This is a genomic window from Paenibacillus tritici (assembly GCF_018207515.1).
GTDB lineage: Bacteria > Bacillota > Bacilli > Paenibacillales > Paenibacillaceae > Paenibacillus_AQ > Paenibacillus_AQ tritici.
Genome location: NZ_CP073365.1, coordinates 2,683,471 through 2,694,575, shown reverse-complemented (window position 1 = coordinate 2,694,575; position 11,105 = coordinate 2,683,471). Strand labels below are relative to the sequence as shown.

Below are 11,105 nucleotides of genomic sequence, written 5' to 3'. Positions count from 1 at the left end.
CTCACCCCTTCACTCCCGGCTGGAACTGCAGGTAGGTTTTCTTCAGCTCATTCGCTACACGGGTCAGAGAGTAGCGGCTTTTGGCTTTGTCCCAAGCCGAGCGCGACAGCTCATAACGGTAGCCGGGATCACTGATTACTTTTTCCAGCGCATCTGCCAGTCCCAGCGCATCATCCGGGTTCACCAGCAGCCCGTTGACCCCGTCTTCAATCTGCTCGGGGATTCCGCCGACATTGGTCCCGACCAGTGCCAGACAGCTAAGCGCCGCCTCGGCAAATACCGACCCAAACGCCTCCGCCCGCGATGGCAGAACGAAGATATCGAAGAACGGCATGAACTCCTCAGGATGCAGCGTATACCCGTAAAAAATCGTCTCATTATAAATACCAAGCTGCTGCGCCAGCTGCTCCAGCTCTGCCCGGCTCGGCCCGTCGCCTATAATGTGCAGCACGTACTCATGTCCCCGCTGCTTCAGCTCGGCGCAGGCCTTGAACAGAATATCTATGCCTTTGGCCGGCACCAGACGGGTAACGGTAACCAGCTGCGGAACATCATTCTCATGCGGCACAGGCTTGAATCTCTTTTCGTCGAATCCGTTGGGAATGATACCAATGTCGGCAGGCTGCTCAACATAAGGAATCAAATAGTCGGCAAAAGCACGCGAAACCGTCATCAGCCGGTCGCTCACATGCTCCAGCTCCCGGTAAATGGAGACCAGGAACTGATGCTCCAGCCCCCCCTCCCGGATCACTCCATTCAGAATCAGCTCGCGTTCATAGCTGGAGTGCAGGGTCTGGATCAGAGGAAGATCAGGATATATCCGCTTCATCGCCAGTCCGGCAATCGGATGATGGGCATGGATCAGATCATAACTTTTGCTCATCCGCAGCTTGGTCCACCAAATGTAATCACGGTAGGTTTGTATATATTTTTGCACAACCGGACTTTCGCCGTATAGTGTCCAGTCAAAGGTCTCAAAGACGATGTCTTCGCGTCCCTTGCCCCGGATGCGCTTGGGCAGCCAGAACAAATCCATCTCCCAGCGGCTGGACCGGAAGCGTTCCTGCAGATAAGGGATCATAGAAGACACACCACCGGGTTGCTCCGGCGGGAAGAATAGCGCTTGCAGCAAGTTCATTAGGTACATCTCCCTTTACAATTGCCCTATTTACGGTGAAGCCCGGCAATTATGATATAGTTGTATATATGTACAATTACGGGTACTGTTACAGGTACGCTAAGGTTCCCTGCCTTAATTTTATCGGTATCCACCCGAAACAGCAACTAAGATGACAGCTTTACTTATCTTGAACTTGGACCAAGGAGAGTGATTTATGAATGAAGAACGATTGCCTGCCGCTTACACCGCTAACATCCGAGAGATGCTGGGGGATACGGCGGATGCTTTTCTGGAGAGCTATCTGGCACGGCGGACCCAGGGTCTGAGGTTCAATACGCTAAAAAGCAGTTCAGATCCAGGCCGCGCCGCAGCAGAACATGCCCTCTCACAATTTAACCTGTCACAAGTCCCCTGGTGCCCGGCCGGATTCTATTATGAAGACCCTGCCCGGCCGGGGAGACATCCTTATCACACCGCCGGACTATATTATATTCAGGAGCCCTCCGCAATGTCCGCAGCTGAGCTGCTTCAGCCGCTTCCCGGTGAGACCGTGCTCGACCTGGCGGCCGCTCCCGGCGGCAAAACCACCCACATTGCTGCGCTAATGCAAGGACAAGGACTTCTTGTCTCGAATGAAATCCACCCGGAACGGGCCAAAATACTGGCAGAAAATGTGGAGCGGCTCGGAATATCCAACGCTCTGGTCACCTCCGCAGCTCCGGGGGATCTTTCCAGGCGATTCCCGGAAGTGTTTGACCGGATTATGCTTGATGCACCTTGCTCCGGGGAAGGGATGTTCCGCAAGGACCCTGCGGCGCTGAACGAATGGTCGCCGAAGCATGTAGAGATGTGCGTAGCCAGGCAGTGGGATATTCTGCAGGATGCTTATCTGATGCTGAAGCCGGGGGGCAGTATGGTCTATTCGACCTGTACCTTCAACCGCCAAGAGAACGAGGAAACCATGGAGCGCTTCGTACAGGCCTATCCTGATATGGAGCTGATCGTGACGAAGCGGCTGTGGCCGCATTTGGACAAAGGCGAAGGGCATTTCGTAGCCAAGCTGCGTAAGGCAGCTAACGGGGATCAGGCTGATTCTGCCCAGCGCAAGAACCGGGGGAAACGCGGGGACCGCGGCAATAACGGCCAGAAGGCAAGCGCCTCACTCAGAGCTGCCTATCAGCAGTTCATGGACTGGTCGGCGGCAGAGCTGCCCGGATTCACCGGACATGGAGTACCGCTTCTCTTCGGCGAATCCCTGTACCTGCTACCCGAGACGTTCAATGGGCGGCTGCACACCGGTCTGCTGGACGGCCTCAAGGTTCCGCGGGCCGGTCTGCATATTGCCCACCTGAAGAAGAACCGGATCGAGCCTGCCCATGCCCTGGCCATGGCACTTAGGCCGGATCAGGCTGCGCGCAGCTATGATATGCCTGCCGATGGACCGGAAGTTGAAGCCTGGCTGCGTGGAGAGAGCCTGCCGGTTCCGCCAAGTCTGCATGGCTGGACACTGGTAAGTGTAGACGGCTTGCCCATTGGCTGGGGCAAAGCCAGCTCCGGCCAGCTCAAGAATCATCTGCCCAAAGGTCTGCGGATTCTAAAAGCCCATATTGACGAGAGTTAGGCTGCTGACCAGTTCACCCGGCCTCCATACGCATATGATGTCATTATCCCATGAAAGACCGCCGGACTACACTGCGGCAATGGGAACAGACATGAGTCAAGGGAGGAATCAGACATGGGTGTAGGTGCAGGCTTCACATCGACCGGTGCGATTTTGGTGCTCTTCATATTGCTCGTTATCATTTCCCGTTCGTTGTTCGTATAATTCCATTTAAGCAGCACAGCACAGGAACCTCAAGCAGCCCGCTCCCCAATATGGGGGCGGGCTGCTTTTTCTTGCTGCGGACAGCAGTCAGGAAGACAGACAGTATTTCACCAGCGCATCACGCACACCGTTCTCATTGTTGGTGCCGGTAATAACATCCGCCGCCGCTTTGACCTCAAGCGGAGAGTTATCCATAGCCACACCCAAGCCAGCGTAAGTCAGCATAGAGATATCATTATAATAGTTCCCAATGGACAATACCTGCTCTTGCGGGATGCCAAGCTCAGCCGCCAGCTTCTTCAGCGCGTTGCCTTTGGAGGCTTCGGGGTGCATGAAGTCCACGAAGAACTCTCCGCTGCGCAGAATATTGTACGCTTCTCCCCAGGTAGCCCACTCCCGCTGTGCTTCATCCAGAATGCCCGACTGCGTGAACACAGTGAATTTCACAATCGGTTCGCGGAAGTCCTCCCAGGCTGGAAGCGATGCAGGCATAATCCGGAAATGCTCATACATGAAGTTGGCTTCCTTCGTCAGATTCTCCACATTGTCCACATACATATCGAACGCGGTATTAACGTCGAAATGGATATCACGCTCGCGGCAATAGGCGATATACGGGTCCAGCCCTCTGGCATCCAGCCCGTACTGATGCAGCACCTTTCGGTCTTCCACCCTCACCGTTACCGCTCCGTTATGACCCAGCACATACCCCGACAGGCCCATCTCTTCCATAAAAGGAATTGAATTCTGCGGGCTTCGCCCTGTACACAATACAATCTGCCCGCCCTGGCGCGTAACCTCGGCAACCGCCGCTTTATTCTCTTCGCTTAACTGATGATCGTCATTCAGTAATGTCCCGTCTACATCCAGTGCTATCAGCTTGTATTTCATACCCCATCATCCTATCTCTCTGTATAGTATACTGTCAGGTGAGTCTGGTGTGTCCTTGCAGCAGCTCCAGCTCCCCCGCAGTCAGCTCCCGGCAGGCACCGGGCGGCAGAGTCTCATCCAGCTTCAGCTCGCCCATCGACACCCGCTTGAGGAAGACCACCTTCTTCCCGACAGCCACGAACATCCGCTTCACCTGATGGAATTTGCCTTCCGTGATCGTGAGCGAGATATACGACAGCACCTTGCTGCCTCTTTCTCTGCTCTGAATGCTAAGCTGTGCGGGCAGCGTCACATAACCATCCTCCAGCTCCACACCCGCGGCAAAAGCAGCCACATCCGCTGCATCCACCTCACCCTCGACGGTTGCCTCGTAAGTCTTGGGCACATGCTTGCGCGGGGACAGCAGCTCATGAGCCAGCTTGCCGTCATTCGTGAGCAGCAGGAGTCCCACCGTATCCTTATCCAGCCGCCCGACCGGGAACGGCTCGAACAAGGCATACTCCTGCTTCAGCAGATCCAGGACGGTACGGTCCCGTTTATCCTCCGTAGCAGACAACACACCCGGTGGCTTGTTCATCATCAGATAGATATATTCCCGGTAGAGGACCCGCTCACCTCCAACCTCTATCTGATCCTGTCCGGGGTCTACATGGAACCCGCTGTCTTTGACGACAGCTCCATTCACAGTGATCAGACCCTGCTTGGCCTGCTTGCGGATATCGCTGCGTGAGCCAATTCCCATGTGGGACAGCACCTTGTCGATCCGTTGCTTCTTATTCGTATTTCCTGCTGTAGCCATAATCTAGGTCCACCTCCAGCCTGGGGGATATTCGTTCTTAAGTATACCATCCTGCCATTTGCCCCAGCCTGCGCTGAAGCCGTCAATGCAGACGAGAGTATAACCCTTGGAGACATGTCCTTCCTTAATGGACAGACGCTCCCGCGGAATTGACAATGTCTCGCCCTTCAGGTAGGAGACCGCTTCGCCACTGGCGCTGGATAGAGAGACAGAGCGGCTGCATTCAGTTGGACGCAACGCTGTAGCCAGAGGATGACCGGGAACGAATCTGCCGCTCTTGTTAATCTGTCCGGCATACCAGCCGGGTCGGATCGTCTTCAGCCCGTTCAGCGCTTCACGCGGCAGCGGGGAGATATACAGATGATCCCCGAACCATATCGGATGTCCAGCAGGCACATTCCCCAGCAGCTCTTGGATAAAATCAGCATAGATCTTAAACGATGCCTCTTCCCCGTTTCCGGGTGCCTGCCGTCCGCCGGCAGCTCCGGTCTTGCCGGAGCCGTGTCCGCCCTTGCCGCGTCCGTGATCCGTCCTGCCAGCAGCAGCTTTAAAAGGAAAAGCAGATTTGGCAACCTTCCGCGAAGATACGGATAGGGTTGCTTCTCTCAGATCTGCTTGTCCCTTTAAAGCTTTTGGCAATCCGGCCTCTGCTTTCACAGCTTCCGCTTCTACAGCTCCGGCCCCTACAGCTTCTTCTATAGCTGCCGGCCCTTCTCTATCCAGGCCTTCACTTCCGCCATGGCGCAGTACCGCCATGAAATGCCCTTCCCCCTTAACCTTATGCGGCCACAGCCGAGCTGCACCCGGCAGCGGGCCAAGTCCGGCGGCGAACGGACCGGTCCCGCCAACGGGAACCAGCGAGAACTGTGGATGGCCTGACAGGAATTCGTCAATCATCTCCTCATCCTCTTCCAGCGCGAAGGTGCAAGTGGAGTATACAACCGTTCCTCCCGGCTTCAGCGCTGCCGCTGCCGCCTTCAGAATCTCCTGCTGCATATTCGCATACTTGGCCGGAGTTCCCGGCTCCCACTGCCGGACCATATCCTCGTCCTTGCGGAACATGCCTTCCCCCGAACAGGGCGCGTCGATCAGAATCCGGTCGAAGAAGCCGGGGAAGGCTGCCGCGATCCGCTCCGGGCTCTCATTCAGTACAATGCCGTTACGCACTCCATACAGCTCCAGATTCTTGGCGAGCGCCTTCGTCCGTTCAGGATGCAGATCATTCGTGACCAGCATGCCTTCACCCTGCAGCTTGGCCGCAATCTGTGTAGACTTGCCGCCCGGTGCTGCGCAGAGATCCAGCACCCGGTCTCCCGGCTGAACACCCAGCAGTTCCACCGGGGCCATGGCACTCGGCTCCTGGATATAGTACAGACCGGCATGATAATACGGATGTTTGCCGGGTCTGGCCCCCTCCCCGGTGTAGAAGCCTGATGGACACCAGGGAATCGGCTCCAGCGCAAAAGGTGAACGCTCCCGCAGCTCGTCCACTGTAATCTTCAGCGTATTGGCGCGGATTCCTCCGTAAGGCGGCTGCTTATATGTATTAATAAATTCTTCATATTCCGTTCCCAGCAGCTCTTTCATACGTTCCATGAAAGTTCCGGGCAGTTGTGCTGTCATGATGGGTCCCCCTGCTCAAATATCAAGTAGAAACGACTATGCCGTCCTTGTAAGGACGGCATCCGTTTTAAGAGAACACCCTGCGGGTGCTCCTGTTGTTCCTCTGGCCTATGCCATTCTCTTCTAGTGCTTCATTCTGTCCGGCCGCTGCGGACCGCGCCGCTGGGGAAGAACCGGCTGAATGGACTGCGCAGCCACCCTCACCTCTTCTTCCAGCACGGGGTCCACCATGCGGATGGTCAGATCGTAATAAGCAAAGGGCTGCTCCTCGAAGGCTTCAAGACGGGCAGCATACTCGCCCACTTCCTGAACCAGCTTCGCCAGATCAATGCCCAGCGTCACCGCCGGATATCTGCCCAGTACTTCATGGGACTGCTTCAGCAGAATCAGGCCGCCGCGCACATTGTTATTCCGGAAATGATACAGCCCGACTGCGACCTGCAGCAGAGCTTTGTAGAGCGGATCACGCTGCTTCTCCAGCCATAATTCCTCAAGCACCTCATGACATTCGAAATAATCCCTGTCCCGGTTGAAGTAGATGAGGTAGGCCAGATACAGCGGCTCATAAGCCATCCGGCTCGCTGCCTTTCTTGGCATTCGAGAGCAGCTCCCGCACATGATCCAGCAGTTCCTTCATTGCATCCATATCCTGTGCCTGCCAGATGGCATTGAACCGTTCCTGGCTCTCAATCGCCTCATTCACAAGGTGATAGAAATATAGCTGGTGGATGGCCTTCAGCAGCTGGGTCGTCATGTTCGAGTTCTCCTCGAAGGTCTTCTGGGCTTCCAGAATCTCTTCCCGGATGCTCGACATCTCGCTGTCCAGTATGGAGGCTGCTTCCGCTGCCGTCTTCAGGCGGACCCGCATTTCATCGGGCAGGCTCTCGCGGTATTTATAATTCAGCGAATGCTCAATGGTTGCCCAGAAGTTCATCGCCAGTGTACGGATTTGAATTTCAGCCAGTACAATTTTTTGACCGAGCGCAGTTTGTACCGGATATCTGATAATCATATGGAAGCTGCGGTAGCCGCTTTCCTTATAATTGGTAATGTAGTCTTTCTCATATAACACTTCAAGGTCCTTGCGGGCGCGGATGTATTCCGCCACTCTGCGGATATCCTCGACGAACTGGCACATAATGCGAATCCCGGCGATATCCTCAATGCCCGTTTCCAGATCCTCCATCTTCACGTTTAACCGCTTGGCCTTTTCAAGAATGCTTGACAGCCGCTTGACACGGCCGGTCACGAACTCAATCGGAGTATATTCTTCCCTTTTCTTAAGCTCGGAGCGCATCGTCTTGAATTTAACCTTCAATTCCTCCACCGTTTGTTCATAAGGAAGCAGAAAAGTTCCCCAGTCCCTGACGTCCATCGCCTTGTCCTCCTGTCCATTCATCCTTCAGTGATGATCAGCGCCCACCGCTTCCAGGAGTCCCCGGAATCCGTCCTTCCGCAGCAGCTGCCGTAATCCGGCATGCACTTTGCGGTTAACCTCCGGGCCTTCATAGATGAGTGCTGTATAAATTTCGACCAGGCTGGCGCCCGCCCGGATCTTGTCGTAAGCATCCTGGGCTGTAAAAATACCGCCCGATCCGATAATCGGCAGCTTGCCGCCGGTCTGGCTGTATATTCTGCGGATAATCTCCGTGGAACGCTCGCGCAGCGGCTGACCGCTGAGGCCTCCCGTCTCCCCGGCTTTATCGCTCTTCAGCCCTTCACGGGCGAGTGTCGTATTGGTGGCAATCACACCGTCCATTCCGGCTTCCGTGATGGTATGTACCATATATTCCAGCTCGGCGTCGCTGACATCGGGCGCGATCTTCACCAGCAGCCCTTTGGTGAGGCCATACTTCTCACCTTGCAGCTTCATCTCTTCCTTCACCTGGCTGAGCAGATTCGAGAGCTCGCTGCCGTGCTGGAGACTCCGGAGATCCGGGGTATTCGGCGAGCTGATATTGACCACAAAAAAATCACCGTAAGGATACAGCGTACGGATACACTTACGGTAATCCTCATGCGCCAATTCATTCGGGGTAGCCTTGTTGCGTCCAATATTGACCGCAACCGGAATTCTCCGTTTCTTAAGCCCCTTCAGGCGTAATGCCATCGCTTCGGCGCCTTCATTATTGAAGCCCATCCGGTTAATGAGTGCCTTGTCCGGCAGCAGGCGGAACAGCCGGGGGCTGTCATTACCGGGCTGGCCCACAGGTGTCACCGTACCCACTTCCATAAATCCGAAGCCGATCGAAGAGAAGCCTCCTACCGCTTCAGCATTCTTATCCAGGCCTGCAGCTAAGCCTACGGGTGTAGGAAAATGTACCCCGAACAGGTCCACTGCAAGGTCAGCCGTCTCAGGGACACCGTACATCAGGCGCATAGCCGCACTTCCGCCGGGAACTAAATCCGCTTTGTTTAGTCCGCCTACGACGAGATGGTGCGCCGTCTCCGGGTCCATTTTAAAGAAAATTGGTTTGCCAAAATGTCGATACAGCACCGTTCTCGCTCCTTCAAGGGAACCCCATTCGCATAACGACTCCCGTATCTATAAGTTTCTTCTTAATTTTATCCGTTTCCGGGTGAAAAGAAAAGTTTTTTGCCGATCACAGTTCAAACCGTTGGAATGTAGAGATATGGAACGGCTGAGAGATTGCGGCTAGACTTGTCTTTTCATACAGACTAAAATAGAGAGGCGGGTTTCAATCCGCTCCACTGCCGCTAACGGCTTCATGTAAGGGGTACCACAGATGATGAGAGAAAGAAGGGTGACAAGATGTCAACAAAACGCAAACCTCCAACACTCCAGCAGAAGAAGGAAGAAGTCAACCGCAAAGCAATCCTGTGGATCGGTGCCAGCCTGGTACTGCTGATTGCACTCATTGTTGTTCTATTCATCGTAGCAGGGAATTAATGAAGCCAATGGTACACTTTATGGGGGTTGGTCTGATCCCGGGGCGAATCCGAAGGGAAACGTTCCTCCGGTACGACTAGCTCCTCAGGCAGAACCCCTGTGCCGATCTGCACCGCCGTCCCCATCGGCACCATGGCGAACAGCTCCTCCACATCCTTGCGGCTCATCCGTATACATCCCAGCGACTCATCCTTGCCGATACTATCCGGTTCATTCGTCCCGTGGATTGCATAATTGCTGTCCGAGAGCTGCATCCCGCGGCTGCCAAATTCCCCGTTATCCCGCCCATTCGGGTTAACCACTTTGTCCTTAATCACAAATTCCCCTTCAGGTGTCTTGTCGCCGCCGAGCCCTACCGCATAGTTCCGCAGAATAATCCTGCCGCTGGTCACTGCCAGACGGTGTTTTTGTTTATCCACAATAATCTTAAGCGGTGCTGCAAAAAAAGGCTTCGCTTCCCCGCCTGTTGCCGCATGGCCCCCGCTGGTCTGCCCTTGCCCCTGAGAGCTGGTATCCGGGCCGGAGGGAGGCTGCGGAGATGGCGTGGGCTGCGGTGAAGCCTCTGCTCCAGCGGCGGCTTCACGAAGCGGTGTGAACGCCTCCTTCATCAGCGGTGTTACGCCGCCAAGCACATTCGCCGGGAACGGCTTCACCAGATCCTGCACCGATCCGGGAAGAGCCCCCTTGCTGCTCTTATAGGCGCGCATTGCACTCCAGAGTACAGCCAGTTCCTCCTGCCGCTTCTGCCATTTCCCCGCCTGCTGCTTGATGTCCGCCGCATCCGGCGGCTGACATTCACACGCTGCCGGGTCATAGGACTGGTACACTACACGCCCCTCTCCAGTCTTGGCAAGCGTAGCTGCCAGAGGAAGCCCTTTGTGCCACAGCAGCCATTGGCCGGAGCGTCTCATACTAAGCAGTGCGGTGACAGAAGGAGTCTTCGTCTGTTGCAGAAGGCTTGCCAGCCCTTGTCCCCCGGCCGCCGCGTCCGCCGCAACCGCGGTGAAATCCAGACTTTCCGGATCTCGCGGACTCTCTTGCTTCTCTCCGGTTACTGCCGCCAGCGCTGCCGGGGGATCATTTACCCTCTCGCCTGCAGGTGTCTCGGCATTCTCCTGCGGGACTCCCGGAGCTACGGCAGCCGGAATAAGCAGCAACAGCAGCAGCATTAGAGCCAGCAATACACGCCGTTTCCTGAGCCTTGACGTCTGCCGTTCCCGGGCCGATTGCAGCAGCCCTTCTTCATACTGCTGAAGCATATCCGCAGGCACCTTACTGTGCTCAAAAGCCTCATAGACTTCCCCGGCCTGGTTATAGCAGTAATTCGCTTTTCCGAACTGTCCGTTCTTATAGTATTCCTTACCAAGCAAGTACCATGCCATCTTATTATCCGGATGCATCTGTACATACGCTTTTAGATGCTGAGAATTTTTCACATTGGCCTCCAGGACTTAGATTCATATGTATTTTTAGTTAACTTCTATTTTATATCGGCATAAGCCGCAAAAAAAGACATCTCAAGCCGCATTTATCACGGTCAGGAGATGCCTTTATGTAGATGTTAGGAACCAAATATAAGCTTCACCATATATCCGTTCCTAACGTTCCAGTACTGATGAATTGAAGCCGCACTTAGCCTTCTTTGTTAAAAGGCGCATCCGCGATCTTGATGGAATCTGTAGGGCATCCGTCAGCTGAATCCTGCAGGTCATCGAACAAGTCGTCCGGAATCACTACATTACCGTGGTTGCCGTCGTTCTCATAGATCACTTCTGCCAAACCTTCGTCATCGTAATCAAAAATATCAGGGGCCGTCGCGCCACAAGCACCACAAGCGATGCATGTGTCCTTCTCGACCCAAGTGTACTTAGCCATTTTATCTCTGCCTCCCGCTTAAACAATACAGCCTGCAGTCGCAGCCTGTTATTTTTCTCAT

12 protein-coding genes are annotated in these 11,105 nt (G+C 54.8%); 3 read left to right on the top strand and 9 right to left on the bottom strand.

The annotated features are described in order from the left end of the window. Position 1: 1 nt before the first annotated feature. A complete protein-coding gene (locus KDC22_RS11305; RefSeq protein ID WP_173137740.1) occupies positions 2–1,138 on the bottom strand; it encodes a glycosyltransferase family 4 protein in 1,137 nt (378 codons plus the stop codon). A 196-nt stretch (positions 1,139–1,334) separates the two neighbouring features. Between KDC22_RS11305 and KDC22_RS11300 the strand changes: the two genes are divergently transcribed. Beyond that, positions 1,335–2,741, top strand: a complete 1,407-nt coding sequence (locus tag KDC22_RS11300; protein WP_211723071.1) for an RsmB/NOP family class I SAM-dependent RNA methyltransferase — start codon at positions 1,335–1,337, stop codon at positions 2,739–2,741. A gap of 114 nt (positions 2,742–2,855) precedes the next feature. Next, complete coding sequence (locus KDC22_RS33390; protein ID WP_173137744.1) at positions 2,856–2,945, top strand: sporulation protein YjcZ; 90 nt, start codon at positions 2,856–2,858, stop codon at positions 2,943–2,945. 87 nt (positions 2,946–3,032) lie between these two features. Here KDC22_RS33390 and KDC22_RS11295 read toward each other — a convergent pair whose 3' ends face one another. The 6 genes from KDC22_RS11295 to KDC22_RS11270 all read right to left on the bottom strand — a co-directional run bounded on the left by KDC22_RS11295 (position 3,033) and on the right by KDC22_RS11270 (position 8,755). Then, complete coding sequence (locus tag KDC22_RS11295; protein WP_211723070.1) at positions 3,033–3,836, bottom strand: Cof-type HAD-IIB family hydrolase; 804 nt, start codon at positions 3,834–3,836, stop codon at positions 3,033–3,035. A 34-nt stretch (positions 3,837–3,870) separates the two neighbouring features. Beyond that, the gene (locus KDC22_RS11290) at positions 3,871–4,635 is read right to left on the bottom strand and encodes a pseudouridine synthase (RefSeq protein WP_211723069.1); all 765 of its coding nucleotides are present in this window, start codon (positions 4,633–4,635) and stop codon (positions 3,871–3,873) included. A gap of 3 nt (positions 4,636–4,638) precedes the next feature. After that, positions 4,639–6,258 carry an RsmB/NOP family class I SAM-dependent RNA methyltransferase gene (locus tag KDC22_RS11285; protein ID WP_211723068.1) on the bottom strand — a complete coding sequence of 540 codons (1,620 nt, stop codon included), beginning with the start codon at positions 6,256–6,258 and terminating at the stop codon, positions 4,639–4,641. A 123-nt stretch (positions 6,259–6,381) separates the two neighbouring features. Continuing rightward, positions 6,382–6,855 carry a DUF309 domain-containing protein gene (locus KDC22_RS11280; protein ID WP_343221975.1) on the bottom strand — a complete coding sequence of 158 codons (474 nt, stop codon included), beginning with the start codon at positions 6,853–6,855 and terminating at the stop codon, positions 6,382–6,384. After that, complete coding sequence (gene yjbM / locus KDC22_RS11275; RefSeq protein WP_036725183.1) at positions 6,821–7,633, bottom strand: GTP diphosphokinase; 813 nt, start codon at positions 7,631–7,633, stop codon at positions 6,821–6,823. Before yjbM ends, KDC22_RS11280 begins: the two co-directional genes overlap by 35 nt. A 27-nt stretch (positions 7,634–7,660) precedes the next feature. Further along, a complete protein-coding gene (locus KDC22_RS11270) occupies positions 7,661–8,755 on the bottom strand; it encodes a quinone-dependent dihydroorotate dehydrogenase (protein ID WP_173137752.1) in 1,095 nt (364 codons plus the stop codon). A 276-nt stretch (positions 8,756–9,031) separates the two neighbouring features. On the opposite strand from KDC22_RS11270, the gene KDC22_RS11265 reads away from it, so the two are divergent. Beyond that, a complete protein-coding gene (locus KDC22_RS11265; protein WP_173137754.1) occupies positions 9,032–9,169 on the top strand; it encodes a hypothetical protein in 138 nt (45 codons plus the stop codon). Here the strand turns inward: KDC22_RS11265 and KDC22_RS11260 are convergent. Both KDC22_RS11260 and KDC22_RS11255 read right to left on the bottom strand, forming a co-directional pair. Beyond that, the gene (locus KDC22_RS11260) at positions 9,166–10,605 is read right to left on the bottom strand and encodes a L,D-transpeptidase family protein (RefSeq protein WP_211723067.1); all 1,440 of its coding nucleotides are present in this window, start codon (positions 10,603–10,605) and stop codon (positions 9,166–9,168) included. The genes KDC22_RS11265 and KDC22_RS11260 overlap by 4 nt on opposite strands. Before the next feature lie 196 nt (positions 10,606–10,801). Then, entirely contained in the window at positions 10,802–11,044 is a 243-nt protein-coding gene (locus tag KDC22_RS11255) for a ferredoxin (RefSeq protein ID WP_036702186.1), read from the bottom strand. Positions 11,045–11,105: the final 61 nt, after the last annotated feature.

Bases quoted from the DNA above. Each gene is read 5' to 3' on its own strand.
- KDC22_RS11305 (WP_173137740.1), bottom strand. From the start codon at position 1,138: ATGAACTTGCTGCAAGCGCTATTCTTCCCGCCGGAGCAACCCGGTGGT.
- KDC22_RS11300 (WP_211723071.1), top strand. From the start codon at position 1,335: ATGAATGAAGAACGATTGCCTGCCGCTTACACCGCTAACATCCGAGAG.
- KDC22_RS33390 (WP_173137744.1), top strand. From the start codon at position 2,856: ATGGGTGTAGGTGCAGGCTTCACATCGACCGGTGCGATTTTGGTGCTC.
- KDC22_RS11295 (WP_211723070.1), bottom strand. From the start codon at position 3,836: ATGAAATACAAGCTGATAGCACTGGATGTAGACGGGACATTACTGAAT.
- KDC22_RS11290 (WP_211723069.1), bottom strand. From the start codon at position 4,635: ATGGCTACAGCAGGAAATACGAATAAGAAGCAACGGATCGACAAGGTG.
- KDC22_RS11285 (WP_211723068.1), bottom strand. From the start codon at position 6,258: ATGACAGCACAACTGCCCGGAACTTTCATGGAACGTATGAAAGAGCTG.
- KDC22_RS11280 (WP_343221975.1), bottom strand. From the start codon at position 6,855: ATGCCAAGAAAGGCAGCGAGCCGGATGGCTTATGAGCCGCTGTATCTG.
- yjbM (WP_036725183.1), bottom strand. From the start codon at position 7,633: ATGGACGTCAGGGACTGGGGAACTTTTCTGCTTCCTTATGAACAAACG.
- KDC22_RS11265 (WP_173137754.1), top strand. From the start codon at position 9,032: ATGTCAACAAAACGCAAACCTCCAACACTCCAGCAGAAGAAGGAAGAA.
- KDC22_RS11255 (WP_036702186.1), bottom strand. From the start codon at position 11,044: ATGGCTAAGTACACTTGGGTCGAGAAGGACACATGCATCGCTTGTGGT.